This is a genomic window from Streptomyces sp. DG1A-41, assembly GCF_037055355.1.
In the GTDB taxonomy this organism is placed as follows: domain Bacteria; phylum Actinomycetota; class Actinomycetes; order Streptomycetales; family Streptomycetaceae; genus Streptomyces.
The window spans coordinates 7406528-7431431 of sequence record NZ_CP146350.1; the positions used below are offsets into that span (position 1 = coordinate 7406528).

A 24904-nucleotide genomic window follows, 5' to 3' on the forward strand; every position below is an offset into this window, starting at 1 on the left:
TTACACGATGGTTCGGAGCCGCCCGGCAATGGTCCGGCACCAAGGAGGACGAATGGCATCGGCGACGGAGGTGTTCCGCAGCGCGCGGGACTTCCTGCTGGAACACCGCGAGGACTACGGCACGGCCTACGAGGGCTTCCGCTGGCCCCGTCCCGACCGCTTCAACTGGGCGCTCGACTGGTTCGACGAGATCGCGCACGGCAACGCCCGCACCGCGCTGCACATCGTCGAGGAGGACGGCCGCGAGACGCAGCTTTCCTTCGGGGAGATGTCCGTACGCTCGGCCCAGTTCGCCAACTGGCTGCGCGCCCGGGGCGTGCGGGCCGAGGACCGGATCCTCGTGATGCTCGGCAACCAGGCCGAACTGTGGATCACCGCGCTCGCGGCGATGAAACTGCGGGCCGTCGTCATCCCGGCCACCCCGCTGCTCGGCCCCGCCGACCTGCGTGACCGCGTCGAGCGGGGCCGGGTCCGGCACGTCATCGCGCGCCCCGAGGACACCGGCAAGTTCGCCGAGGTCCCCGGCGACTACACCCGCATCGCCGCGACGGACGCGGGAGCCGTGCCCGAGGGCTGGCTGCCGCTTCACGACGCCTACGGCGCCTCCGCCGACTTCACGCCCGACGCCCCCACCCGGGCCGACGACCCGCTGATGCTGTACTTCACCTCGGGCACCACCGCCCGGCCCAAACTCGTCGAACACACCCACACGTCGTATCCGATCGGCCACCTGTCGACCATGTACTGGATCGGCCTCAAGCCCGGCGACGTGCATCTGAACATCTCCTCCCCCGGCTGGGCCAAGCACGCCTGGTCCAACCTCTTCGCCCCCTGGAACGCCGAAGCGACCGTCTTCCTGTTCAACTACACGCGTTTCGACGCCGCCCGTCTCATGGCCGAGATGGACCGGGCCGCCGTCACCACCTTCTGCGCCCCGCCCACCGTGTGGCGCATGCTGATCCAGGCCGACCTGACGCAGCTGCGCACCCCGCCGCGCGAGACCGTCGCCGCCGGCGAGCCGCTCAACCCGGAGGTCATCGAGCAGGTCCGCCGCTCCTGGGGCGTCACCATCCGGGACGGCTTCGGCCAGACCGAGACGGCCGTGCAGGTCGCCAACAGCCCCGGCCAGCCGCTCAAGACCGGCTCGATGGGCCGGCCGAGCCCCGGCTACCGCGTCGAGCTGCTGGACCCCGTCTCGGGCGCGCCCGGCGTGAGCGAGGGCGAGATCGCACTCGACCTGTCGCACCGCCCCGTCGGCCTGATGACCGGCTACCACGGCGACGCGGACCGCACGGCGGAGGCGATGGCCGGCGGCTACTACCGCACGGGCGACATCGGCGCGCGCGACGCGGACGGCTACATCACCTACGTCGGCCGCGCGGACGACGTCTTCAAAGCCTCCGACTACAAGATCAGCCCCTTCGAGCTGGAGAGCGCGCTGCTGGAGCACGAGGCGGTGGCCGAGGCGGCCGTCGTGCCCGCACCGGACGAGCTGCGGCTGGCGGTGCCGAAGGCGTACGTCGTCCTGGCGGCGGGCTGGGAGCCCGGCCCCGACACCGCGAAGGTGCTGTTCGAGCACTCCCGTGAGGTCCTGGCCCCCTACAAGCGCATCCGCCGCCTGGAGTTCGGCGACCTGCCCAAGACCGTCTCGGGCAAGATCCGCCGCATCGAGCTGCGCGAAGCCACGGAGGCCGGGTCGGACGCCGAGTACCGCGAGGAGGACTTCCGGTGAACTCGTACAGTCATGGCACCAGCGATACGGCTCTGCTCGGCGACACCATCGGGGCCAGCCTGGACCGCGCGGTGGCCACCTGGCCGGACCGTGAGGCACTGGTCGACGTGCCGTCCGGGCGGCGCTGGACGTACGCGCGGTTCGGCGCGGCCGTCGACGAACTGGCCTCGGCGCTGCTCGCCTCCGGGGTCGCCAAGGGCGACCGGGTGGGCATCTGGGCGGTCAACTGCCCCGAGTGGGTCCTGGTCCAGTACGCCACCGCCCGCATCGGCGCGATCATGGTGAACATCAACCCGGCCTACCGCACCCACGAAGTCGAGTACGTCCTCGACCAGGCGGGGATCTCCCTCCTGTTCGCCTCCCTCGGCCACAAGACGAGCGACTACCGGGCGATGGTCGACCAAGTGCGGCACAAGTGCGCCGAGTTGCGGGAGGTCGTGTACTTCGGCGACCCGAGCTGGGACGCGCTGCTCGGGCGGGGGACTCCCGGCGCCCGGATCACGGACGACGGCCTGTCCTGCGACGACCCGATCAACATCCAGTACACGTCGGGCACGACGGGCTTTCCGAAGGGGGCCACCCTCTCCCACCACAACATCCTCAACAACGGCTATTTCGTGGGCGAGTCGATCGCCTACACCGAGCGGGACCGGATCTGCATCCCGGTGCCCTTCTACCACTGCTTCGGCATGGTCATGGGGAATCTGGCCGCCACCTCGCACGGCTCCTGCATGGTCATCCCGGCCCCGTCCTTCGACCCGAAGGCCACGCTGGAGGCGGTCCAGCAGGAGCGCTGCACCTCGCTCTACGGCGTCCCGACCATGTTCATCGCGGAGCTGAACCTCCCCGGCTTCGCCTCGTACGACCTCTCCTCCCTGCGCACCGGCATCATGGCGGGCTCGCCCTGCCCGGTGGAGGTGATGAAGCGGGTGGTCAACGAGATGAACATGGCCGAGGTGTCCATCTGCTACGGCATGACGGAGACCTCGCCCGTCTCCACGCAGACCCGGCGCGACGACGACCTGGAACACCGCACCGGCACGGTCGGCCGCGTCCTGCCGCACATCGAGGTGAAGATCGTCGACCCGGCGACCGGTGTCACCCAACCACGCGGCAGGACGGGCGAGTTGTGCACCCGCGGCTACAGCGTGATGCTCGGCTACTGGAACGAGCCGGAGAAGACCGCCGAGGCCATCGACGCGGGCCGCTGGATGCACACCGGCGACCTCGCGGTGATGCGCGAGGACGGCTACGTCGAGATCGTCGGCCGCATCAAGGACATGATCATCCGGGGCGGGGAGAACATCTACCCCCGCGAGATCGAGGAGTTCCTCTACGCCCACCCCAAGATCCAGGACGTCCAGGTCGTGGGCGTCCCGCACGACCACTACGGCGAGGAGGTCCTCGCCTGCGTCATCCCCCACGACCCCGCCGACCCGCTGACCCTGGACGAACTCCACACCTTCTGCCGGGGCCGCCTGGCCCACTACAAGATCCCGAGCAGACTTCAGCTCCTCGACTCCTTCCCGATGACGGTGTCCGGCAAGGTACGCAAGGTGGAACTGCGGGAGAGGTTCGCGGGCGGGCAGAGGTAGAACAGCTCGGGGTCGCCGTCGTCGAGGCCGTGGACCGGACCGGCATTTGCAGCACGCCGTAGCCCGCGGAGCCGCGCGTGGATCACCGCGGCTCGGTCACAGCGGTGCGCGCATGCACACGCGTGGCCACCGGTCCAGGCCGTGTTCGGCCTCCGTCGCGCGGATCTCGCGCAGGCCGGGCGTGAGGTCCGCCTCCGCGATGGTGTGGAAGCCGAGGCGGGCGTAATAGGGAGCGTTCCACGGGACCTCCGCGAAGGTGGTCAGCGTCAGGGCTGTCAGGTCCTCCTCGCGGGCACGGTCGGCGGCGTACGCCAGGAGGGCCCGGCCGACACCCCGGCGCGCGGCGCGCGGGTGGACCGAGACCTGCTCGATGTGCAGGGCGCCGTCCACGGGTTCGGCGACGAGGTACGCGGCCGGGTGGTCCCGCTCGTCCACCGCGACCCAGCAGCGGCCCGCCCCGCGGTAGCGCTCCAGTACGTCGAGCGCGGGCGGTTCATCGTCGGCGATCTCCGGCATGCCGAGGTCGCGGAAGGGGGTACCGGCCGCACGTTCGACGCCCTGGAGGGCGGGGAGTTCGGCGGCGGTCGCGGGGCGGATGCGCATGGGATGAGTATGCGGCGCGGTCGGCACCGGGATGAATCCGGTAAACACGCCGCCTTGCAGCCGGTGCAACTCCTTTGTGACTCCTGTCGTCTCGGCCGTAGAGGAGTCCGCCCGTGCTCATCTCCCGGCCGCGCCGTTCCGGCAGGTGCAGGAAGCCGGCCGGCACGGCATGGTGAACCGGCTCAAGGCCGTGCTCGCCGGGCGCGGACCAGGACCGGTCGGGCCGCGCACAGCCGGAGCCTCACGCCGGCTTCGAGGGCCGCACGCCCGCCGCATCACGCACGACACCCGTGCTGTCCCCACGCAGCACCTCACCACCGTCCTGGTTGACGATCACGATGCCGAGTTCGAGCTCCGTCCCGGACCGCGTCCGCCTCAGTGCCCGTACCGTCACGCGTGCGGTGATGGTCTCGCCTTCCCAGACGGGCTTGAGGAACTCCCAGTTCATCCGGCGGGCGATGTAGTCCAGTCGCCCGCCGATCCGCGTCGCCAGCGATGCCGTCAGCAGACCGTGCGCCATGACGGGCCCGTCGGCCGAGACGTGGTGGCGCCCCTCGTCGCCCACGAGCGACGCGAAAGCGGCGATGTCCTCGGCAAGGATGGTGCGTTGTGCCGTGAGCACCTGACCCACCACGAGGGCGGACGCCCTGTTCGCTCCGCCCGTTCCGAAGTCACCGTTCTGCGCCATGGTTTTCCCCTTTTTCGTTCGTTCCACGAGCCCGTCAGGCGGGCACGGGCTCCGGGGCGGACCCGTCGAAGGGCGGGTAGGTGCGGCGGCCCATGCGCCCGGCCGCGTCGATGTAGTCGGCGAGGGCGTTCCGGGACCGGGCGAGCGCGGCCATCTGGTCGTCCAGCCGGCGCAGCCGCGCCCGCATCGCCGCCAGCAGTTCGGAACACCCGAGCAGTTCCGGGGCCTCTCCGACCGCACAGGGCAGCAGATACGCGATGTCGTCGGACGACAAGCCCGCGCCGAGCAGGTGGCGGATCTGTTTCACCCGCAGTACGGCGCTCTCGTCGTACTCGCGGTATCCGTTCGTGCCGCGGCCCGCCTCCAGCAGGCCCTGGGCCTCGTAGTAGCGCAACTGATGGGCCTTGACGCCTGTCCGGCGACCCAGTTCCCCGATCCGCATGAAAACCTCGCTTGACCTTCACATCGGTATCAACGTTGACGATGCTGCCATGAACAGAACCGACATACCCGTGACAGTCATCGGACTCGGGCTGATGGGCCAGGCACTCGCCGGCGCGTTCCTGAAAGCCGGGCATCCCACAACCGTGTGGAACCGTACGACCTCCAAGGCCGACGAGCTGGTGGCCCGAGGCGCACGGCTCGCGCCGACGGTCGGCGACGCGCTCCAGGCCGGTTCCCTGACGGTCGTCTGCGTCACCGACTACCAGGCCGTGCGAGAGCTGTTCGGCACGAGCGATGTCGAACTCGACGGCACGACGCTGGTCAATCTGACCTCGGGCGACTCGGCCCAGGCCCGGGAGACCGCCCGATGGGCCGAGCAGCGCGGCGCCCGCTACCTGGACGGCGCCGTCATGGCCGTCCCGCCGGCCATCGGCACGCCCGAGGCGGTGATTCTGCACAGCGGCCCGCAGGTGGACTTCGACGCGCACAAGCCGACACTCGACGCGCTCGGCACCGTCACCCACCTCGGTGCGGACCACGGCCTGGCGTCCCTGTACGACGTGGCCGGACTGGCCATGATGTGGAGCGTCCTGAACGCCTGGCTCCAGGGCACCGCGTTGCTCAGGACGGCCGGTGTCGACGCCGCGACGTACGCGCCGTTCGCGCAGCAAATCGCCGCCGGTGTGGCCGAATGGCTGCCCGGATACGCCGAGCAGATCGACAGCGGCTCCTTCCCGGCCGAGGTGTCGGCCCTGGAGACCGACGCGCGGGCCATGGCGCACCTGATCGAGGAGAGCGAGGCGGTGGGCGTCAACGCCGAACTGCCGAAGCTGTTCAAGGCGATGGCCGACCGCTCGATCGCCGCCGGACACGGTGGGGAGCAGTACCCCGTGCTGATCGAGGAGTTCAGCAAGCCGGGGCCCGGCGACGACTGAACTGTCCGGGCGTGTCACGGCGCCCGGTTCCCCGTGCCGGCGGCGTCCAGTGCGCCGGCCGGGGCGTTCACCGGCCGCGGTGTGCCGGTGAGGTCGAGGACGAACAGCGGGATGCCGAGGGCGTCGGCGCGGGCCCGGGCGTCGTCCGCGTACCCGGCGAGGGAGAAGTACAGGCAGTCCGCCGACTCCGTCATGGCCGTCAGCCACAGGCACTCCACGTCCCGCAGGGTCGCCGGACGCATGGCGGGGTCGACCAGCGCGACGACGCCGCGGGCGGCGAGGCCGATCCCGGACGGCGGCCGCTGGTCCGCCCGCCGGACGCCCCGGTAGCCGAGCCAGCGCAGGTACAGCGCGGCGGCAGTGACGGCGTCGAGCGCGGTACGGATCGTGACGGAACGGAAGGGCGGCCGGTCGGTGCCGGCACCGGCAGAGGCAGGGGTTCCCTCAGTGGGGGCAGAGGCAGCGGCTCGCCCGGCCGTGGCTGCGGCGTCGCGCGGGCCTGTCCCGCTGCCCGGCCCCGGCGCGGCATCCCTTACGGCTTCGGCGTCCGCGTCGACCGCGATGTCCCGGTCAGCCCCGAGGTCGTCGTCGGCTGTCGTGTCCTGGCCCGTCGCGCCGCCAGGCTCGAGGTCGTCGTCGGCTGTCGTGCCCTGGCCCGTCGCACCACCAGCCCCGAGGCCCTCCTCCGTGGCCATGTCCTGGCCCGGCCTGCCGCCCCGGCCGGCCGCGCCCCGCCCCTCCGTCACCGGCACCCGCAGCACCACCCCGCACGGGCACCCCACCTCCGGCCGTGGCCACTCCCCGTGTCGGCCGCAGGACTCGCACCGCACCGTCACCCAGTCGTCCTGCCAGACGCGATGGGCGACGGGTGTCACCGTCCCGTCCCGGTCGAGCCGCGGGGCGACGGGGGCTCCGCACGCGCACGGATACGACGGGGCCGTGAAGCGGTGTTCTCGTCGGCAGGACGGACAGCGCACCGGCACGCTCTCGGCCATGACCACTCCAGTACGGCTCACATCGGGTCAGCGCGTCCATCGTGCGCCGGTGAACCCCTGCCTGTCCGCCGCTTGCCCCTCTCTTGACGCCCTTCGCCCGCCACACATACATTAATTCCAGATCGCAGAAGTTAGTTTCCGCAATACGGAAGAGCTCACCGCGGGGCGCGACGGGAGTGCGAATCCGACAGCCGAAGCAGGAGTACTCGATGGCTCGAATGACCGCTGCCCGCGCGGCAGTTGAGATCCTCAAGCGCGAGGGCGTCACCGACGCGTTCGGTGTCCCGGGCGCGGCGATCAACCCCTTCTACGCGGCGCTCAAGGCCTCCGGCGGCATCCACCACACTCTCGCCCGCCATGTGGAGGGCGCCTCGCACATGGCCGAGGGCTACACCCGCACCCACGCGGGCAACATCGGCGTCTGCATCGGCACCTCCGGCCCGGCCGGCACCGACATGATCACGGGCCTGTACTCCGCGACCGGCGACTCCATCCCGATCCTGTGCATCACCGGCCAGGCCCCGACCGCCGTGATCCACAAAGAGGACTTCCAGGCCGTCGACATCGCCTCGATCGCCAAGCCGGTCACCAAGATGGCCGTGACCGTGCTGGAGGCCGCGCAGGTCCCCGGCGTCTTCCAGCAGGCCTTCCACCTGATGCGCTCCGCCCGCCCCGGCCCGGTCCTCATCGACCTGCCGATCGACGTCCAGCTCACGGAGATCGAGTTCGACCCGGAGACGTACGAGCCGCTCCCGGTCTACAAGCCCGCCGCGACCCGCGCCCAGATCGAGAAGGCGATCGGGATGCTGAACGCCGCCGAGCGGCCGCTGATCGTCGCGGGCGGCGGTGTCATCAACGCCGACGCAGCCGAACTGCTCGTCGAATTCGCCGAGTTGACCGGCACCCCGGTCGTCCCCACCCTCATGGGCTGGGGCGTCCTGCCCGACGACCACGAGCTGAACGCCGGCATGGTGGGCCTCCAGACCTCGCACCGCTACGGCAACGCGACCTTCCTGGAGTCCGACTTCGTGCTCGGCATCGGCAACCGCTGGGCCAACCGCCACACCGGCAAACTCGACGTCTACACCGCCGGACGGAAGTTCGTCCATGTGGACATCGAGCCCACCCAGATCGGCAAGATCTTCGCCCCGGACTACGGCATCGCCTCCGACGCCAAGGCCGCGCTGGAGCTGTTCGTCGAGGTGGCGCGCGAGCTGAAGGCGGCCGGCCGGCTGCCCGACCGCTCCGCCTGGGCGGCCTCGGCGCAGGAGCGGAAGGCGACCCTCCAGCGCCGTACGCACTTCGACGACATCCCGATCAAGCCACAGCGGGTCTACGAGGAGATGAACAAGGCCTTCGGCCCGGAGACCCGGTACGTCTCCACCATCGGCCTCTCGCAGATCGCAGGCGCCCAGATGCTGCACGTCTACCGGCCCCGCCACTGGATCAACTGCGGCCAGGCCGGCCCGCTCGGCTGGACCATCCCGGCCGCGCTCGGCGTCGCCACGGCCGACCCGGAGGCGTCCGTCGTCGCGCTCTCGGGCGACTACGACTTCCAGTTCATGATCGAGGAACTGGCGGTCGGCGCGCAGCACAAGATCCCGTACGTCCATGTCCTCGTCAACAACTCCTATCTGGGACTGATCCGCCAGGCGCAGCGGGCCTTCGACATCGACTTCCAGGTCAACCTGGAGTTCGAGAACATCAACGCGCCCGAGCTCGGCGTCTACGGCGTCGATCACGTCAAGGTCGCCGAGGGCCTCGGCTGCAAGGCGATCCGCGTCACCGACCCCGCCGAACTCGGCGCGGCTTTCGAACAGGCGAAGAAGCTCGCCGCCGAGTACCGGGTGCCGGTCGTCGTCGAGGCGATCCTGGAGCGCGTCACCAACATCTCCATGTCGACGACCAACGACATCGGCAACGTCGTGGAGTTCGAGGAGCTCGCCACCGAGCCCGGCCACGCGCCGACATCGATCAAGACGCTGAAGGTCTGACGCGTACGCGGGAGAGGGGCGGCCCGTCCGGGAGGACGGGCCGCCCCTTACGCGTGCGTGCCCCCTGGCCCGGGCACACCCAAACCGCGGTCAGGCCCCGCCGCCCCCGCACCCGCCCCCGCCCCCGCCGCAGTAGGAGTGACCCCCGCCGCCCCCGCCCGTACCGCGCGGTGAGTGCTTGAGGAGGCTCCTGCCGCCCACCTCGGCCCGGCGGATCAGCCCCGCCCGCAGGGCGAAGCGCGGCACCAGCAGTCGCAGGGCCGCCTCTCCGTGCAGCGCGACCGCGAGCAGCCGGTCGTGGTCCGTCAGGCCGCGCCTGCTCGCGGGCAGCGGGTGGAGCTGCCGCAGCTCCCGCACATGGCGGCGGGCGCCGCGCGTCGGGCCGAGCACCGGGTAGCGCAGCAGGCCCGCCTCCGCGAGCGGGATGGGGCCCGCCGCCCCCGTGCCGGCGGGCCCCGTGTGTCGAGAATGTGCCCGGCCCCGGGGGCGGTTGAAGCCCCCGGGGCCGGGTTCAGAGGTTCATTTGAGGGTTCCGTACCAGGCCTACGACCGGTGCCGTACGCGTGTTCACGCCTCGTGGTGTTCCGACAGCCCCGGCCAGTCGTCCGGGCCGCCGCCCTGCCATTCGACGATGTCGCTCTCCGCGACGTCCGTGACGTACAGGTCCGCCAGCCGCAGGATCTCGGCGACGTCGTCGGCGTGCGTGGCGACGCCCAGGGGCTCCTCGCCCAGGGTGACCCGGCGGGATCCGTCCAGGGCGGGGGGATGGACCACGACATGCGGGTGCTCGGTTGGATGTGCCATGCCTTCAGGCTGCTGCGACCGGGCCCAATCCGCACCCTGAGACGGGCTGGCCGTCCGGCGGCGCGAGGCCGGGCGCGACAGGACGTTCGCGCCGCCGGACGGGGTCTGCGGGGTGGGCTGGTGCTGGTACTGCGGCCGCGGCGGGTGCGACGGAGTCCGGAACGGGCTTCCCTCAGGTCGAGAAGCCCGCCCGGGCCCTTCACCACCGCACTGGCTCACACTCCGCCGCGGTCCGCGCCCTGCCCGCGTCCGTGCCCGGGGCGACCACCCCTCATCCGGGTCGCCCGGGCGGTCGGACGCGGTCAGGGAGTTCAGTCCTCGCGCAGGGCGCGGACCGCCTCCTCCACGCGCCGCCCGTACTCGGGGTCGGCGGCGTGGAAGTGCGCGAGGTTCTTCCCGATCACGTCGTCGCGGGAGACCTGGGAGAGGCCGCCGGCGATGTTCGCGACGAGCCGGGACTTCTCCTCCGCGGACATCAGCCGGTACACCCGACAGCGGGCGGCCGGTCTCCACCGGGCCGTCGTAGGAGTTCGGCTCGTAGTTCTTCGCCTGCCGGCCCTGGGCGTTGGGCGCCATGAAACCGTCACGGCCGGAGTTCCGGGCGGTCGTGGCCCGGGGCGCGTTGACGGCCAGCCGCGTGTGGTTGACGCCCAGGCGGTAGCGGTGGGCGTCCGCGTAGGCGAACAGACGGCCCTGGAGCATCTTGTCGGGCGCCAGGCCATCTGGTGCGTGGCCTCGGGGGAGTGGGCCCAGGAGTCCCAGACGTCGTCCGGCTCCTGACGGCCCGTGAACGGGTCGCGCTTCTGGGAGCGGATGAAGTCCGGGAACCTGATCGGGTCCTCGATGAAGAACACCGGGGTGTTCTTGCCGACGAGGTCGTAATTGCCCTCGGCCGTATAGAACTTGACCGAGAAACCGCGCGGGTCGCGCACCGCGTCCGCGCCGCCGAGACTGTCGGCCACCGTCGAGAAGCGCAGGAACACCTCGGTCCGCTTGTCGGCCTCGGCGAGGAAGTCGGCGTGGGTGAAGCCGGTGACGTCGTCGGTCACCTCGAAGTGGCCGTAGGCGCCGGAGCCGCGGGCGTGCACCACGCTCCCCCACTGCCTTAAGGGCGTGGGCGGTACCCCCACCGGGATGCGCTCGCGGTTGAAGCGCGCGAGCTTCTCCAGCAGATGCTGGTCCTGGAGCAGAAGCGGGCCGCCGACGCCGGCGGTGGCGGAGTTCTGGTTGTCGGCGACGGGGGCGCCGGACTCGTTGGTGAGCACGCGCTGCGACATCGTGACCTTCCGTACGAGAGGGCACCGGAAAAATGTTTCCGCTTTGTGGAGCCTAGGGTCGGGGTGTCGGAGCGTCAACAGTTTGTTGAAGTGGTGGGTATGGCTGGGTCCGGGCGGCGCCGCCGCTCTGGGCGCGACAGGACAGGTGTCAGCGGCGGCGCCGCCCGGGGTCTGGAAGACCTCAGATGGATTGCGGGGTCAGACCTGGGCGCCGGAAAGCCGCTCCACGGCCCGCAGCAGCGCCGAGTGGTCCAGGCCGCCGTCCCCCTGCGCGCGCAGGCTCGCGACCAGCTGGGCGACCACGGCGCCGACGGGCAGGGCCGCGCCCACGTTGCGGGCGGCGTCCGTGACGATGCCCATGTCCTTGTGGTGCAGGTCGATGCGGAAGCCCGGCTTGAAGTCCCGGCCGAGGAAGTTGTCCTTCTTGCGGGTCAGCACGGTCGACCCCGCGAGGCCGCCGTTGAGGACGTCCAGCGCCGCCTTCAGGTCCACGCCGGACTTCTCCAGGAAGACCACGGCCTCGGCGCACGCCTGGATGTTCACGGCGACGATCAGCTGGTTGGCGGCCTTCACGGTCTGGCCTGAGCCGTGCGGGCCGCACAGCACGATGGTCTTGCCGAGCACCTCGAAAATCGGCTTGGCCTGGTCGAAGTCGGCCTGCTCACCGCCGGCCATGATGGACAGCACGGCCTCGATGGCCCCGGCCTCGCCACCGGACACAGGGGCGTCCAGGACGCGGATGCCCTTGTCCCCGGCCGCCTTCGCCAGGTCGACCGAGGTCTGCGGGGTGATCGAGGACATGTCGATCAGCAGGGCGCCGGACCTGGCGTTCTCCAGGATGCCGTCGGGGCCGTAGGCGATGGCCTCGACCTGCGGGGAGGCCGGCACCATCGTGATGACGATGTCGGCGTCGCGGACGGCCTCGGCGATCGAACCGGCCGCGGTGCCGCCTGCGGCGGCCAGGCGGTCCAGCTTCTCCCGCTCCAGGGTGAATCCGGTGACGTCGTAGCCCGCCTTGATGAGGTTCTCGGACATGGGGGAGCCCATGATGCCGAGGCCGATCCACGCGATCTTGGGAAGGCTGTTGCTCATGATGGGGGTGCCTTTCGGTGCGGGGGGGTCAGCGGGGCAGCCAGTCGAAGGCCTCGGCGCTCGGGCGGTCGCCCGGCTTGTACTCGAGGCCGACCCAGCCGTCGTAACCCGCCTTGTTCAGCTGGTCCAGGAGGTCTTCGAGGGGCAGGGAGCCCGTGCCCGGGGCGCCGCGGCCGGGGTTGTCGGCGATCTGGACGTGGCCGGTCTTCGCGGCGTACCGCTCGATCACCTGCGGCAGGTCCTCGCCGTTCATGGACAGGTGGTAGAGGTCCATGAGGAAGCGGGCGTTGCCCAGTCCCGTCGTGTCGTTGACCTTGTCGACGACGCCGACGGCGGCCGGTGCCGACACCAGCGGGTATGACGGCGACTCGGGCTGGTTGAGTGCCTCGATCAGCAGGATCGCGCCGATCCGGTCGGCGGCCCGGGCCGCGAGCGCCAGGTTCTCCAGCGCGAGCGCGTCCTGCTCGGCCGGGTCCACGCCCTCGACGCGGTTGCCGTACAGGGCGTTGAGCGCCTTGCAGCCCAGGGACGCGGCGAAGTCGGCCGCCACGTCGATGTTGGCGCGGAACCTCTCCGACTCCTCGCCCGGGACCGACAGGGCGCCACGGTCGGGGCCGGGCAGCCGGCCGGCGTAGAAGTTGAGGCCGGTGAGCTGGACGCCGGCGTCCTCGACGGCCTTCTTCAGCGCGTCCAGCTCCGACTGTTCGGGGGTGGGCGAGTCGACCCAGGGCCACCACAGCTCGACCGCCGTGAAGCCGGCCGCGGCGGCGGCCGCGGGACGCTCCAGGGGCGGGAGTTCCGTGAAGAGGATCGACAGGTTGACGTTGAAGCGCTGGTCTGCGAATCCCATCGGGCCGCGCTCCCTTCCGCTGTGTTCCGTATTGTGGAAGTTGCTTTCTGCTTACCGGAAGACTGCCGTCGGGTGTCGTGGCTTGTCAAGAGGGCGGTTTCTCCGGGCGGGGCACCTGGGCGTCGTGGAATACTTCGGTGGCCTGACCTGACCTGACTTGGCACAGCGGGGGAGTGCACGGTGAGCGTGATCCCGGCCTGGAGTGCGGGTCTCGGACTCGGTTTCCTCGTCGCCCTGCCGCTCGGCCCCATCGGACTGCTGTGCGTGCGCAGTGTTCTGCGCAACGGCTTCCTGTGCGGATTCGCCATCGGTCTCGGCGCGGCGGCCGTCGACGTGCTGTACGCCGGCCTGGGCCTGGCGGGGGTCGGCAAGCTGCTGGACATCCCGGTGCTGCGGACCGCTCTCGGGCTCGCCGGTGCCGTGGTCATGGCGTATCTGGGCTTCCGCTCGGTGCGTTCGGCGTTCCGGGCCAGGATCACGGTCGTCGGTACCGAGGGCGAGACGGTGCTGCCGTGGGCGGCCTTTCGTACGGCTCTCACGGCGACGGCGGCCAACCCGGCGACGATCGGCTACTGGGCGGCGGCCTTCGCCGCCGCCACGGCGGCGAACGTCACCGGCACCCTCGCGGACTCGCTGGCCATGCTCGTAGGCGTCGGCTCCGGCACGCTGCTGTGGTTCACCACCCTCAGCGCCGGGGCCGTGCTGTTCCGGCGCTACATCACCTCCCGGATGCTCCGGGGCGTGGACCTCCTGGCAGGCGTGGGCGTCATCTTCTTCGGCGGGGTCCTCGCGTACCAGGCCATCGGCTGACCGAACGGCGAGGCCGGTCGCGGATACGCCCCGGCGGCGCGGGCGAGATCTACCCGGGCAAGGGCAACGGCACCTTCGGCTCCAGCTTCTCGGTCCGCACCGGCTGGAACCAGTACGACTCCGTGCGGCCACGGCGACTTCATCGGCGACTTCATCGGCGACGGCAGAGCCGACCTGCTAGCCCGCCAGGCCGGCACCGGCGACCTGTACCTGTACAAGGGCACCGGCAAGACCGGCTCCGAGGCCTTGTCCTCCCGGATCGTGGTGCGCAGCGCCTGGACCGGCTACAACGCCTTCGACGCGGTTGGAGACGTCAGCGGCGACGGCAACGCCGAGTTCCTGGCCCGCACCTCCGGCGGCACGCTCTACCTCTACCGGGGCACCGGGAAGGCGACCTCCGAGATCTTCGCTCCACGGTCTCGGTCGGCACCGGTTTCCAGCAGTACGACATCTGGGGCTGAAACCGCAGGCGAGCGAGGCTCACCCCCGCCCGGGGAACCGGTTCCCCGCGACGATTCCCGGCGGTGGAGGACGATGGAGAGCGATGGAGGGCGGGTGCCCGCGCGCGGAACGCGGAGTGCTCGCGCAGGCGGTCCGGTCCGCCCCGGCGTCGGCTAGGGTCGCACAGGTCACGACGGTTCTGGGGGCAGCATGCGACTGAGAGTGGAGTTCACGACCGAGCCCTTCGACCTCGACGAGGCACCCGCGCACGCGCTGGTCGCCCGCGAGGTCGTGGAGGCCGCCGAACTGGACGCCGTGGACGTCGGCCCGTTCGGCAACACCGCCGAGGGCGGTGCCGACGCGGTGCTCACCGCCGTGGACGCCCTGCTCCGCAAGACCCTGGAGGCGGGCGCCACCCGGGTCTCGCTCCAGGTCAACGTGATCGAGGAGGGCGAGGCGTGAGCGGCGCCGGGGACGAGCCGTTCATCGCGGCCGTGAAGCCCCTGGTCGACGCCATGGGCGGCGAGATGATCCCGCCCGACGAGGCCGGCCCCGACGACGTCGTCCTGTCCTGGGAGGGCCGCGACGCCGTCGCCGTACGGCTGCCGCAGCTCGCCGACTCCCTCGACCACATCCTCGCCGCCATGGAGCGCCGCAAGGGCATGCCGCTGGCCGACCTGGACCGCAAGGCCAAGCAGGAGGTCGTACGGATACTCGAGGCGCGCGGCGCCTTCTCCGTACGGCACGGGGTGGAGACCGTGGCGAGCGCCCTGGGCGTCAGCCGCTTCACCGTCTACAACTACCTCAACCGCGAGAAGGGGACCTGACCGGGCGCATGCCCTGACCGGCCTCATGCCCGGTTTCGCCGCCTCGCCGGGTTTCGTCACACGGAATTTTCAACAAACTGTTGACGTGCTGTCGCGGGAGGGCGTTAGCTATCGGCACGCCCGTTCAGCACGAAGGCCGTATCCGGCCACGGAGGCTCCCGTGACTTCCACTTCCACGCCGCCGGGCCTGGCCCGGTTCAACGCCCTCGAGGAGCACGCGGCCTTCACCGCGCTCCACGAGGCGTGTGCCTCCACGGCGTGGGCGAAGCGGCTGCTCGCCGCCCGTCCCTACGCCACCCCCGAGGCCCTGTACGCCGCGAGCGACGCCGCCATGGCGGAGCTGACGGCGCAGGACCTCGCGGAGGCGATGGCCGGCCACCCGCCCATCGGCCGCCCGAAGCCCGGCGACCCCACCTCGGCCCGGGAGCAGCGCGGCATGGCCGGCGCCTCCGACGAGCTCAAGGCGGAGATGCTGGAGCTGAACCTCGCCTACCAGGAGAAGTTCGGCCACGTCTTCCTGATCTGCGCCACCGGCCGGACCGGCGAGCAGATGCGCGACGCGGTCAGGGAACGGATCGGCAACACGCCGGAGCGGGAACGGGAGATCGTCCGCACCGAACTGGGGAAGATCAACCGCATCCGCCTGGCCCGACTCGTCGAAGAGGACTGACCGCAGCATGAGCACCTCCGCCACCGCATCCGTGTCCACGCACATCCTGGACACCAGCGCCGGCCGCCCCGCCGAGGGCATCGCCGTCCAGCTCTCCGCCCGCAGCGGACGCGTGGCCCACTGGCAGGCGCTCGGCGGCTCAGCGACCGACGCGGACGGCCGGTGCAAGGACCTCCCGGCCCTGCCGGAGGGAACCACCCACGTACGGCTCGACTTCGCCGTGGAGCCGTACTTCGAGAAGAAGTCCGCGAACGACGCGAAAAGCCAAGCCGATGCGCAGCAGGACGCCCCCGCGAATCGGGACAGCGGCGCCGGTGTGTTCTTCCCGGAGGTGGCGATCACGTTCGCCGTCGTACCGGGCGAGCACTACCACGTACCGCTGCTGCTCAACCCGTTCGGCTACTCCGTATACCGAGGGAGCTAGCTACTCATGCCCACCATTCTGGGACAGAACCAGTACGGCAAGGCCGAGAACCGAGTCGTCAAGATCACGCGGGACGGCGCCACCCATCACATCAAGGACCTCAACGTCTCCGTGTCGCTGAGCGGCGACATGGACGAGGTCCACTACTCCGGCTCGAACGCCAACGTCCTCCCCACCGACACCACCAAGAACACGGTGTACGCGTTCGCCAAGGAACACGGCATCGAGTCCGCCGAGCAGTTCGGCATCCACCTCGCCCGCCACTTCGTCACCAGCCAGGAGCGGATCCACCGGGCCCGGATCCGCATCGAGGAGTACGCCTGGGAGCGGATCGAGACCTCCGAGGCCAACTCACGGTTCATCGGCGCCGACGAGGTCAAGCACTCCTTCGTCCGCAAGGGCCAGGAGGTCCGGCTGACCCAGATCACCTACGACGGCTCGTCGTGGGAGGTGATCTCGGGCCTGAAGGACCTCGTCGTGATGAACTCGACCAACTCCGAGTTCTGGGGCTACGTCAAGGACAAGTACACGACGCTGAAGGAGGCCTACGACCGCATCCTGGCCACCCAGGTCTCCGCCCGCTGGCGGTTCAACTGGACCGACGACGACCAGCGCGTGCCCCACTGGGAGAAGTCCTACGAGCAGACGAAGAAGCACATGCTCCAGGCCTTCGCCGAGACGTACTCGCTCTCGCTCCAGCAGACGCTGTACCAGATGGGCGCGCGGATCATCAACAACCGCAGCGAGATCGACGAGGTCCGCTTCTCCCTCCCGAACAAGCACCACTTCCTGGTCGACCTGGAGCCGTTCGGCCTCAAGAACGACAACGAGGTGTACTTCGCGGCCGACCGCCCCTACGGCCTGATCGAGGCGACGATCCTGCGGGACGGCTGCGAGGCGAAGATCCCCGTGGACCTCACCAACCTCTGACGTTCCCTCATTCGGCACCCGTGGCCGGGGAACCCTTCTCTTCGGCCACGGCACTCAAACCCCCAGGGTCCTGCCGTGCCCCCTCCACCTCAGCGCAAAGGACGAACCATGGCAGCAGCCCAGCGCATCGTCATCGAGAACTGTGCGATCGCGACCGTCGACGCCGACGACACCGAGTACGCCTCCGGGCACGTCGTCCTCGCCGGCAACCGCATCGAGTCGGTCGGCGCGGGCAAATCCCCCGAGCACCTGGAGAACGTCGTACGCCGTATCGACGCCTCCGGTCACCTCGTCACCCCCGGACTGATCAACACCCACCACCACTTCTACCAGTGGATCACCCGGGGCCTGGCCACGGACCACAACCTCTTCGACTGGCTGGTCGCGCTGTATCCCGTCTGGGCGCGCATCGACGAGCCGATGGTGCGCGCGGCGGCCCAGGGCTCGCTCGCGATGATGGCCCGCGGCGGCGTCACCACCGCCATGGACCACCACTACGTCTTCCCGCACGGCTCCGGCGACCTGTCGGGCGCGATCATCGGCGCCGCCCGCGACATGGGCGTCCGCTTCACCCTCGCCCGCGGCTCCATGGACCGCAGCGAGAAGGACGGCGGCCTGCCCCCGGACTTCGCCGTCGAGACCCTGGACGGCGCGCTCGCGGCGACCGAGGACACGGTCCGCCGGCACCACGACTTCTCCTTCGACGCCATGACCCAGGTAGCCGTCGCGCCCTGCTCGCCTTTCTCCGTCTCCACCGAACTGCTGCGGGACGGCGCCCAGCTCGCCCGCCGCCTCGGCGTACGGCTGCACACCCACGGCTCGGAGACCGTGGAGGAGGAGAAGTTCTGCCACGAACTGTTCGGCATGGGCCCGACCGACTACTTCGAGTCCACCGGCTGGCTCGGCGAGGACGTGTGGATGGCGCACTGCGTCCACATGAACGACTCCGACATCGCCGCCTTCGCCCGGACCAAGACCGGCGTCGCGCACTGCCCGTCGTCCAACGCCCGCCTCGCGGCCGGTATCGCCCGCGTCCCCGACATGCTCGCGGCCGGCGTCCCGGTCGGCCTCGGCGTCGACGGCACCGCGTCCAACGAGTCCGGCGAACTCCACACCGAGCTGCGCAACGCCCTCCTCATCAACCGCCTCGGCGCGCACAAGGAGGCCGCCCTGAACGCCCGCCAGGCCCTGCGCCTGGGCACCTACGGCGGCGCCCAGGTGCTGGGCCGGGCGGCGGAGACCGGCTCCCTGGAGCCGGGCAAGCTCGCCGACCTGGTCCTGTGGCGGCTGGACACGCTCGCCCACGCCTCCATCGCCGACCCGGTGACCGCCCTGGTATTCGGCGCGGCGGCCCCGGTGACCGCCTCCTTCGTGAACGGCCGGCAGATCGTCGAGGACGGGCGGCTGCTCACGGCCGACGAGGACGCCATCGCCCGCTCGACGCGGGACGAGGCCCGGCGGCTGGCGAGGATCGCCGCGCAGGGCTGAACACCCGGATGACTCCGGCCGGGAGGGACGGCTCCCGGCCGGTGGCCGCGGACCCGAGCGGGGTCCACGGCGGCTGTCTCCGGGGCGCTCGTGTACGCGTGCGCCCCGGAACGGCCACCCCCCGTCACCTGCATGCCCGGTCCCTCCCCCAAGCTCTCGGCTTCGCTCGAGCAGGGAGGTACCCCCATGACCACCAGCACCACCTCCTTGACACCCACGGCCGTCATATGACGAAGCCGTGTAACCGACCGGAGGGAAACCGCCGTGGCCGACCACCCCGTTGACGAAAAACTCCCCGCGCTCAAGATGGCGACGACCGGCCTCCAGCATGTGGCCGCCATGTACGCGGGAGTCGTCGCCCCACCCCTGATCGTCGGCGCGGCCATCGGCCTCTCCGCCACCGACCTGACCTTCCTCACCGGCGCCTGCCTGTTCACCGCGGGCCTCGCCACGCTCCTCCAGACCCTCGGCATATGGAAGATCGGCGCCCGGCTGCCGTTCGTCAACGGCGTCACCTTCGCCGGTGTCGCCCCGATGACCGCGATCGTCGCCTCCACCGAGGACAAGTCCGACGCCCTGCCGGTCATCTTCGGCGCGGTCATCGTCGCCGGACTCCTCGGCTTCATAGCCGCCCCCGTCTTCTGCAAGGCGGTCCGCTTCTTCCCGCCGGTGGTGACGGGCACGGTCATCACCCTGATCGGCATCTCCCTGCTCCCGGTCGCCTTCGGCTGGGCGCAGGGCCCCGACCCGGCGGCGCACGACTACGGTTCGGCGACCAACCTGGGGCTGGCCGCCGGCACCCTCGTCATCGTCCTGCTGCTGCGGCGCTTCACCCGGGGCTTCGTCAAGCAGATCGCGGTGCTGCTCGGCCTGGTCGCGGGCACACTGATCGCGATTCCGTTCGGCGCCACGGACTTCGGCCCGGTCGCGGACGCGGCGGTCATCGGCTTCCCCACCCCCTTCCACTTCGGCGCGCCGCAGTTCCAGCTCGCCGCCATCATCTCCCTGTGCGTGGTGATGGTGGTCTCGATGACCGAGTCGACCGCCGACATGCTGGCATTGGGTGAGATCGTCGACCGCCCGGCCGACGAGAAGACCATCGCGGCCGGCCTGCGCGCCGACACCCTCGGCTCGGCGATCAGCCCGCTCTTCAACGGCTTCATGTGCAGCGCCTTCGCCCAGAACATCGGCCTGGTCGCGATGACGAAGATCCGCAGCCGGTACGTCGTCGCAACTGGCGGCGGATTCCTGGTGCTGATGGGCCTGTGTCCGACGGCCGCCTCGCTCATCGCCGTCGTCCCGCGCCCGGTGCTCGGCGGGGCGGGCGTGGTCCTGTTCGGCTCCGTCGCGGCCAGCGGCATCCAGACCCTGGTCCGGGCCGGCCTGGACAAGGACAACAACGTCCTGATCGTGGCCGTCTCCCTGGCCGTCGGCATCATCCCCATCACGGCGCCGGAGTTCTACCACGCCTTCCCGGAGACGGCGCGGATCGTCCTGGACTCGGGCATCTCGACTGGCTGCGTGGCGGCGGTCCTGCTGAACCTGGTCTTCAACCACCTGGGCCGACGCGACCGGGACGCCCAGGACGTCACCCACCCGATGGAGGCGGGCGAGGAGATCACGGGCGTCCCCAGGACCCCGGCCGCACCGTGAGACCGGCGGACACAGCTCCGGACTCCACTCCGGCAGAGAGGTCGGCCGGTGGCCGTCAAGGGTGCCGGCTCCTGCTCGCCGGTGCCGACAGCCACCGCCGGCCTCGGTACCGGTCGGCGGCCGGATCTGCGTCAAGCACCGCTCCGGGGACTTCGCCCTGCTCGTGCCTCACCACAGTGGCACCTGAGGGGCGGCGGGCGCGAGGTCCCGCCGCCCCGCCCTTCCGGGCCCTCTCTCAGGCGCGCCGCTCCCGCAGCACCGCCGCCGCCAGCACCAGCGCCCCGGCCGCGATCACCGTCGCCACCCGGAACGCGAGCTGGTAGCCCTCCGCCGTGGCCGCCACCAGCTCCGTGCCCCGGTCGAGCAGGCCGTCGGTGTGCCAGCCCGCCAGCACCGACAGCACCGCCAGACCCAGCGAACCGCCCACCACCTGCGTGGTGTTGAAGAGCCCGGACGCCAGCCCCGCGTCCTCCTCGCGGGCCCCGGACATCGCGAGCCCGGTCAGCGCGGGCATCGCGGCGGCGAAGCCGGTGGCGAGCAGGAGCAGCGGCGGCAGCACGTCGGTGACGTACCGGCCGTCGACCGGGGCCCGGCTCAGCAGGGCCATGCCCACGACGATGAGGACCAGCCCGGCCAGCAGCACCCGGTACGCGCCGAACCGGCCGACGGTACGGGCCGACAGCCCCAGCACCAGCCCCGATCGCGACCGGCGCCGGCAGGAACGCCGTGCCGGTGAGCAACTCGCCGTATCCGAGCACGCGCTGGACGTAGAGAGCGCCGATGAACTGGAAGCCGTACATCGTCGCGATCATCAGGATCTGCACGGCGTTCGCGCCGCTCAGCAGCCGGGAGCGGAACAGCCGGAGCCGCAGCAGTGGACGACCGGCCCGGGCCTGGCGGAGCGTGAACGCCAGGAACAGCAGGAGGGCGAGGGCGCCCAGCGGCAGGGTGGTAATCAGGGCGCGCTCGCCGGCGCCGACGATGACGTACACCGTCAGCATCAGCGCGCCGGTGACCAGCGCCGCGCCGGGATAGTCGGCGCCCTTGCCGAGCCCGGCGCCGCGGTCCGGCTCCAGCACGCGGACGGCCGCGAGCCAGGCGACGACCCCGATCGGCAGGTTGATCAGGAAGATCCAGTGCCAGTTCAGGAGCGCAGCATCGAGGGCATCAGCCGCAGGATGCTGACCTTGACGCTGCGCAACCTGGAGCGGGACGGCCTCGTCACGCGCACGGTCCATCCGACGGTGCCGCCGAAGGTGGAGTACGAACTGACGCCCGTGGCCCGGGAGTTGCACGAGACCCTGCAACGCCTGACCGACTGGGCCGAGCGCAACAGGGTCTACATCGCCGAGTCGCGCGCCTCCTACGACGAGGAACACGCGCCGGAGCCGGTCTGACCTAGAGCCCGAACAGGCCCGGGTCGGTCGCCAGCTTCCTGAAGTGCTCCTGGGGGCCCGCGACCAGCTTGCGGGCCTTCAGGTCCAGCAGGCCGCCGACCGCCGTGATCTCGGCCGCCACCGTGCCGTCGGTCTTGCGGATGGTCTGCTCGATGCGGAAGGTCTTGCCCTCGCCCCAGGCGAAGGCGCAGGTCACCTCGACCTCGTCGCCCGCGAGCAGCTCCCGCTTGTAGCGGATGGTCGTCTCCAGGGCGACCGGGCCCACGCCGCTGCCGATGAGGGCGGACTGGCTGATCCCCGCGGCCCGCAGTAACGACCAGCGGGCGTGTTCCGCGTAGTTCAGGTAGACGCTCTGGTTGAGGTGACCCTGTACGTCGGTCTCGTAACCGCGGACGGTCACCGGGACGGAAAACGGCTCGCTCATGGGCTTCCCCTCTCGCACCGGACACTCGTGGCGTACGCAACGATCCACCGATCCTGGCATGCCCATCACGCCCGGCGCGGCGAGGCCAGGAGATAGCGGGTCCCGGTGCGCGGCTCGCGGTGCTCGCTCACCTGCCAGCCTGCCCCTTCCAGGGTGGCCGTGCAGGCCCTCAGCGCCTCGCCGTCCGGTTCGTGCACGGCGACGGCCTCCGGCTGCGGGGTCTCCCGCACCCGGTAGCCCCCGGCGTCCCGCCCGGCCGGGTGGTGTCCGGCCGCCTCCAGCGCGAGTGCGGCGGCCTGCACGAGATGCGTACGCTCCCAGCCGCACGGCCGCTCCACGGCGCCGTCCGGGTTGGTCATCCGGCGCAGCTCCAGCAGCCCCTGCCAGGCGCTGTGCACCTCACGGCGCCGGGCGGGCCCGGCCTGCGGCGCCGCCTCCTCGCCGCCGACGCGCGCGGCGAACACACCGGCGCCGGCGGGGGCCTCGGCGGCGGGCTCGGGCACCTGTGCGACGCCCTGCCGTACCCGGTGGCCCTCCGGCGTCAGGAAGTGATCGTGCGGCGGCCTCGGGTGACGGAAGGCGAGCCCCCGCTTCACCAGCGCCTCGAGCTGTGCCTCCGTCCCCCGCAGCCGGCCGGTCACCGGGTCGGCTGCGTCGATGACACGCCGCTGCGCGGCGGTCGGCGTTCGGGTCACGGCGCGCTCCTCTCCGGCACGGGCCCCGGGGCACTCGCCCCACCTGCTGGAAGGCTACGACGCGCCACTGACAATCGCGCCTACTGCCGGTACCCGCCGAGGAACCGCCCGATCCGCCCGATCGCCGCCTCCAGGTCGTCCGCGTGCGGCAGGGTCAGGATGCGGAAGTGATCCGGGGCCGGCCAGTTGAAGCCCGTGCCCTGCACCACCTGGATCTTCTCCCGCAGCAGCAGGTCCAGGACGAACCTCTCGTCGTCGTGGATCTTGTGCACCTTGGGGTCGAGGCGCGGGAACGCGTACAGCGCGCCCTTGGGTTTCACGCACGTCACACCCGGGATCTCGTTGAGCTTCTCCCAGGCCACATCGCGCTGCTCCCGCAGCCGGCCGCCCGGCGTGGTGAGCTCCCGGATGGACTGCCGGCCGCCGAGCGCGGCCTGGATGGCGTACTGGGCGGGCGCGTTGGCGCACAGCCGCATGGAGGCCAGCATCGTCAGGCCCTCCAGGTAGTCCTTGGCGTGCTGCCTCGGACCCGTGACCACCAGCCAGCCGGAGCGGAACCCCGCCACGCGGTACGTCTTCGACAGGCCGCAGAAGGTGAGCACCACCAGGTCGGGGGCGAGTGCGGCGGCCGAGTGGTGCACGGCGTCGTCGTAGAGGATCTGGTCGTAGATCTCGTCGGCGAACACCATCAGGCCGTGCCGCCGGGCGAGGTCCAGGATGCCCTCGACGATCTCCTTCGGGTAGACGGCGCCGGTGGGGTTGTTGGGGTTGATGATGACCACGGCCTTCGTACGGTCCGTGATCTTCGAGGCCATGTCGTCCAGGTCCGGGTACCAGTCGGCCTGCTCGTCGCAGAGGTAGTGGACCGCCTTGCCGCCCGCGAGGGTCGTCACCGCCGTCCAGAGGGGGAAGTCCGGGGCGGGGATGAGGATCTCGTCGCCGTCCTCGATCAGCGTCTGGACGGCCATGGAGACCAGTTCGGAGACGCCGTTGCCGAGGAAGACGTCGTCGACGCCGACCTCCAGGCCCAGGGTCTGGTAGCGCTGGGCTACCGCACGGCGGGCGGAGAGGATGCCGCGCGAGTCGGTGTAGCCGTGCGCCTGCGGCAGCATCCGGATCATGTCCTGGAGGATCTCCTCCGGCGCCTCGAATCCGAAGAGCGCCGGGTTGCCGGTGTTCAGGCGCAGCACGCTGTGACCGGCCTCCTCCAGCGCGTTGGCGTGCTCTATCACCGGGCCGCGGATCTCGTAACAGACCTCGCTCAGTTTGCTCGACTGCCGGAACTCCATGCGCCGTTTCCCCTCGCTCACTGGTGTTGCTTGGTTTTACCAAGTAGCAGCTTGGAAAGTCCAACAACTTGTCTAGACTGCGTCGCATGCCACCTCGCCGAAGCTACGACCAGTACTGTCCCGCCGCTCGCGCCCTCGACGTCGTCGGCGACCGCTGGATGCTGCTGATCGTCCGGGAGCTCCTCGCCGGTCCCCGCCGCTACACCGACCTGCACGCGGACCTGCCCGGCGTCAGCACGGACGTACTCGCCTCCCGGCTCAGGGACATGGAGCGCGACGGCCTCGCGACCCGCCGCCGGCTGCCCCCGCCCGGTGCGGCCTACGTGTACGAACTCACCGCGCGGGGGCGTGAGTTGCTGCCCGTGCTCCAGGCGCTGGGGGAGTGGGGGCAGGCGGAACTCGGGGAGCGGCGGCCGACGGACGCGGTACGGGCGCATTGGTTCGCCCTGTCGCTGCTGCGCCTGCTGGACGGGGAGGGACTCGTCGAAGTCCGCCTGGAGGAGGGGCTGTTCCACCTGCGTGCCGGTGCCGAGGAGGGGCCCGTGTACGGCGACGGGCCCGCCCCCGGGGAGCCGGACGCCCGGCTGGTCCTGGACACCGGCACGTGTACGGCTCTCAGCCGGGGGAGCTGAGCCTGGCCCGGGCCGTGCGGGAGGGCCGGGTGGAGGTGAGAGGCGAGGGCATGCTCGCCAAGGCACTTCGCGAGGCATGAGCTCGCCATCGCCCTCCGTGAGGCTTGGCCTCGTCATGGCCCTCCGCGAGGCACGAAAGAAGGCCCGCACCGGGGCGGGTTTCGAGGGCGAGCCAGGCGGTGGGGCATCGGTGGCTCCCGGTCGCCCCGGGCGCG

General features: G+C 71.0%; 24 protein-coding genes and 4 pseudogenes. 15 read left to right on the forward strand and 13 right to left on the reverse strand.

Going from position 1 to position 24904, the window contains the following annotated elements; all coding sequences use genetic code 11:
* Positions 1-52 precede the first annotated feature (52 nt).
* On the forward strand, positions 53-1732 hold the full coding sequence (locus V8690_RS34460) for an AMP-binding protein (protein WP_338783985.1): 1680 nt from the start codon (positions 53-55) through the stop codon (positions 1730-1732).
* On the forward strand, positions 1729-3327 hold the full coding sequence (locus tag V8690_RS34465; protein ID WP_338783986.1) for an AMP-binding protein: 1599 nt from the start codon (positions 1729-1731) through the stop codon (positions 3325-3327). The genes V8690_RS34460 and V8690_RS34465 overlap by 4 nt, the downstream gene beginning before the upstream one ends.
* A 96-nt stretch (positions 3328-3423) precedes the next feature.
* Here V8690_RS34465 and V8690_RS34470 read toward each other — a convergent pair whose 3' ends face one another.
* From V8690_RS34470 to V8690_RS34480, 3 genes are all read right to left on the reverse strand, one after another.
* Positions 3424-3930: a GNAT family N-acetyltransferase gene (locus V8690_RS34470; RefSeq protein ID WP_338783987.1), complete on the reverse strand. Its 507-nt coding sequence runs from the start codon at positions 3928-3930 to the stop codon at positions 3424-3426.
* Between the two features lie 241 nt (positions 3931-4171).
* The gene (locus V8690_RS34475) at positions 4172-4618 is read right to left on the reverse strand and encodes a hypothetical protein (protein ID WP_338783988.1); all 447 of its coding nucleotides are present in this window, start codon (positions 4616-4618) and stop codon (positions 4172-4174) included.
* 34 nt (positions 4619-4652) lie between these two features.
* Positions 4653-5060: a MerR family transcriptional regulator gene (locus V8690_RS34480; RefSeq protein ID WP_338783989.1), complete on the reverse strand. Its 408-nt coding sequence runs from the start codon at positions 5058-5060 to the stop codon at positions 4653-4655.
* Positions 5061-5109: 49 nt separating this feature from the next.
* Here V8690_RS34480 and V8690_RS34485 point away from each other — a divergent pair, with 49 nt between their 5' ends.
* Complete coding sequence (locus V8690_RS34485; protein ID WP_338783990.1) at positions 5110-5997, forward strand: NAD(P)-binding domain-containing protein; 888 nt, start codon at positions 5110-5112, stop codon at positions 5995-5997.
* A 14-nt stretch (positions 5998-6011) separates the two neighbouring features.
* On the opposite strand, the gene V8690_RS34490 is transcribed toward V8690_RS34485, so the two are convergent.
* The gene (locus V8690_RS34490; protein ID WP_338783991.1) at positions 6012-6992 is read right to left on the reverse strand and encodes a hypothetical protein; all 981 of its coding nucleotides are present in this window, start codon (positions 6990-6992) and stop codon (positions 6012-6014) included.
* A gap of 209 nt (positions 6993-7201) precedes the next feature.
* Between V8690_RS34490 and gcl the strand changes: the two genes are divergently transcribed.
* A complete protein-coding gene (gene gcl / locus V8690_RS34495; RefSeq protein WP_338783992.1) occupies positions 7202-8986 on the forward strand; it encodes a glyoxylate carboligase in 1785 nt (594 codons plus the stop codon).
* 90 nt (positions 8987-9076) lie between these two features.
* On the opposite strand, the gene V8690_RS34500 is transcribed toward gcl, so the two are convergent.
* From V8690_RS34500 to V8690_RS34520, 5 genes and pseudogenes are all read right to left on the reverse strand, one after another.
* A complete protein-coding gene (locus V8690_RS34500) occupies positions 9077-9376 on the reverse strand; it encodes a hypothetical protein (RefSeq protein WP_338783993.1) in 300 nt (99 codons plus the stop codon).
* 177 nt (positions 9377-9553) lie between these two features.
* On the reverse strand, positions 9554-9790 hold the full coding sequence (locus V8690_RS34505; RefSeq protein ID WP_338783994.1) for a hypothetical protein: 237 nt from the start codon (positions 9788-9790) through the stop codon (positions 9554-9556).
* Between the two features lie 311 nt (positions 9791-10101).
* Positions 10102-11067 (reverse strand): annotated as a pseudogene (locus V8690_RS34510) (catalase).
* Positions 11068-11265: 198 nt separating this feature from the next.
* Positions 11266-12159 (reverse strand): 2-hydroxy-3-oxopropionate reductase, encoded by an 894-nt coding sequence (locus V8690_RS34515; protein WP_338783995.1) that lies wholly within the window; start codon positions 12157-12159, stop codon positions 11266-11268.
* Positions 12160-12187: 28 nt separating this feature from the next.
* A complete protein-coding gene (locus V8690_RS34520) occupies positions 12188-13009 on the reverse strand; it encodes a TIM barrel protein (protein ID WP_338783996.1) in 822 nt (273 codons plus the stop codon).
* A 180-nt stretch (positions 13010-13189) separates the two neighbouring features.
* Between V8690_RS34520 and V8690_RS34525 the strand changes: the two genes are divergently transcribed.
* The 9 genes from V8690_RS34525 (at position 13190) to V8690_RS34565 (ending at position 20252) form a co-directional block, all read left to right on the forward strand.
* A complete protein-coding gene (locus V8690_RS34525; RefSeq protein ID WP_338783997.1) occupies positions 13190-13819 on the forward strand; it encodes a LysE family transporter in 630 nt (209 codons plus the stop codon).
* A gap of 204 nt (positions 13820-14023) precedes the next feature.
* The gene (locus V8690_RS34530; protein WP_338785551.1) at positions 14024-14437 is read left to right on the forward strand and encodes a hypothetical protein; all 414 of its coding nucleotides are present in this window, start codon (positions 14024-14026) and stop codon (positions 14435-14437) included.
* Positions 14438-14470: 33 nt separating this feature from the next.
* On the forward strand, positions 14471-14722 hold the full coding sequence (locus V8690_RS34535; protein WP_184990113.1) for a hypothetical protein: 252 nt from the start codon (positions 14471-14473) through the stop codon (positions 14720-14722).
* Positions 14719-15087, forward strand: a complete 369-nt coding sequence (locus V8690_RS34540; protein ID WP_338783998.1) for a helix-turn-helix domain-containing protein — start codon at positions 14719-14721, stop codon at positions 15085-15087. The genes V8690_RS34535 and V8690_RS34540 overlap by 4 nt, the downstream gene beginning before the upstream one ends.
* A 160-nt stretch (positions 15088-15247) precedes the next feature.
* Positions 15248-15757, forward strand: a complete 510-nt coding sequence (gene uraD / locus V8690_RS34545; RefSeq protein WP_338783999.1) for a 2-oxo-4-hydroxy-4-carboxy-5-ureidoimidazoline decarboxylase — start codon at positions 15248-15250, stop codon at positions 15755-15757.
* A gap of 7 nt (positions 15758-15764) precedes the next feature.
* On the forward strand, positions 15765-16181 hold the full coding sequence (gene uraH, locus V8690_RS34550) for a hydroxyisourate hydrolase (RefSeq protein WP_338784000.1): 417 nt from the start codon (positions 15765-15767) through the stop codon (positions 16179-16181).
* 6 nt (positions 16182-16187) lie between these two features.
* Positions 16188-17111, forward strand: a complete 924-nt coding sequence (gene pucL, locus V8690_RS34555) for a factor-independent urate hydroxylase (protein WP_338784001.1) — start codon at positions 16188-16190, stop codon at positions 17109-17111.
* Positions 17112-17219: 108 nt separating this feature from the next.
* Complete coding sequence (locus V8690_RS34560) at positions 17220-18599, forward strand: 8-oxoguanine deaminase (RefSeq protein WP_338784002.1); 1380 nt, start codon at positions 17220-17222, stop codon at positions 18597-18599.
* Positions 18600-18863: 264 nt separating this feature from the next.
* Entirely contained in the window at positions 18864-20252 is a 1389-nt protein-coding gene (locus V8690_RS34565; protein WP_338784003.1) for a nucleobase:cation symporter-2 family protein, read from the forward strand.
* Positions 20253-20487: 235 nt separating this feature from the next.
* Here the strand turns inward: V8690_RS34565 and V8690_RS34570 are convergent.
* Positions 20488-21400 (reverse strand): annotated as a pseudogene (locus tag V8690_RS34570) (MFS transporter); the annotation flags it as partial.
* On the opposite strand from V8690_RS34570, the pseudogene V8690_RS34575 reads away from it, so the two are divergent.
* Positions 21401-21649, forward strand: a pseudogene (locus V8690_RS34575) (helix-turn-helix domain-containing protein); the annotation flags it as partial.
* Position 21650: 1 nt separating this feature from the next.
* Here V8690_RS34575 and V8690_RS34580 read toward each other — a convergent pair.
* From V8690_RS34580 to V8690_RS34590, 3 genes are all read right to left on the reverse strand, one after another.
* The gene (locus V8690_RS34580; RefSeq protein ID WP_338784004.1) at positions 21651-22073 is read right to left on the reverse strand and encodes an acyl-CoA thioesterase; all 423 of its coding nucleotides are present in this window, start codon (positions 22071-22073) and stop codon (positions 21651-21653) included.
* Positions 22074-22138: 65 nt separating this feature from the next.
* The gene (locus V8690_RS34585) at positions 22139-22768 is read right to left on the reverse strand and encodes a hypothetical protein (RefSeq protein ID WP_338784005.1); all 630 of its coding nucleotides are present in this window, start codon (positions 22766-22768) and stop codon (positions 22139-22141) included.
* Between the two features lie 80 nt (positions 22769-22848).
* On the reverse strand, positions 22849-24057 hold the full coding sequence (locus V8690_RS34590; protein WP_338784006.1) for a pyridoxal phosphate-dependent aminotransferase: 1209 nt from the start codon (positions 24055-24057) through the stop codon (positions 22849-22851).
* An 86-nt stretch (positions 24058-24143) separates the two neighbouring features.
* Here V8690_RS34590 and V8690_RS34595 point away from each other — a divergent pair.
* A pseudogene (locus V8690_RS34595) lies at positions 24144-24769 on the forward strand (helix-turn-helix domain-containing protein).
* Positions 24770-24904 lie beyond the last annotated feature (135 nt).

What these genes read in the sequence shown, in the direction of transcription:
- uraH (WP_338784000.1), top strand. Translation starts at nt 15,765, where the DNA reads ATGAGCACCTCCGCCACCGCATCCGTGTCCACGCACATCCTGGACACC.
- V8690_RS34470 (WP_338783987.1), bottom strand. Translation starts at nt 3,930, where the DNA reads ATGCGCATCCGCCCCGCGACCGCCGCCGAACTCCCCGCCCTCCAGGGC.
- V8690_RS34480 (WP_338783989.1), bottom strand. Translation starts at nt 5,060, where the DNA reads ATGCGGATCGGGGAACTGGGTCGCCGGACAGGCGTCAAGGCCCATCAG.
- V8690_RS34490 (WP_338783991.1), bottom strand. Translation starts at nt 6,992, where the DNA reads ATGGCCGAGAGCGTGCCGGTGCGCTGTCCGTCCTGCCGACGAGAACAC.
- pucL (WP_338784001.1), top strand. Translation starts at nt 16,188, where the DNA reads ATGCCCACCATTCTGGGACAGAACCAGTACGGCAAGGCCGAGAACCGA.
- V8690_RS34460 (WP_338783985.1), top strand. Translation starts at nt 53, where the DNA reads ATGGCATCGGCGACGGAGGTGTTCCGCAGCGCGCGGGACTTCCTGCTG.
- V8690_RS34520 (WP_338783996.1), bottom strand. Translation starts at nt 13,009, where the DNA reads ATGGGATTCGCAGACCAGCGCTTCAACGTCAACCTGTCGATCCTCTTC.
- V8690_RS34590 (WP_338784006.1), bottom strand. Translation starts at nt 24,057, where the DNA reads ATGGAGTTCCGGCAGTCGAGCAAACTGAGCGAGGTCTGTTACGAGATC.
- V8690_RS34515 (WP_338783995.1), bottom strand. Translation starts at nt 12,159, where the DNA reads ATGAGCAACAGCCTTCCCAAGATCGCGTGGATCGGCCTCGGCATCATG.
- V8690_RS34580 (WP_338784004.1), bottom strand. Translation starts at nt 22,073, where the DNA reads ATGAGCGAGCCGTTTTCCGTCCCGGTGACCGTCCGCGGTTACGAGACC.
- V8690_RS34560 (WP_338784002.1), top strand. Translation starts at nt 17,220, where the DNA reads ATGGCAGCAGCCCAGCGCATCGTCATCGAGAACTGTGCGATCGCGACC.
- V8690_RS34505 (WP_338783994.1), bottom strand. Translation starts at nt 9,790, where the DNA reads ATGGCACATCCAACCGAGCACCCGCATGTCGTGGTCCATCCCCCCGCC.
- V8690_RS34535 (WP_184990113.1), top strand. Translation starts at nt 14,471, where the DNA reads ATGCGACTGAGAGTGGAGTTCACGACCGAGCCCTTCGACCTCGACGAG.
- gcl (WP_338783992.1), top strand. Translation starts at nt 7,202, where the DNA reads ATGGCTCGAATGACCGCTGCCCGCGCGGCAGTTGAGATCCTCAAGCGC.
- V8690_RS34475 (WP_338783988.1), bottom strand. Translation starts at nt 4,618, where the DNA reads ATGGCGCAGAACGGTGACTTCGGAACGGGCGGAGCGAACAGGGCGTCC.
- V8690_RS34485 (WP_338783990.1), top strand. Translation starts at nt 5,110, where the DNA reads ATGAACAGAACCGACATACCCGTGACAGTCATCGGACTCGGGCTGATG.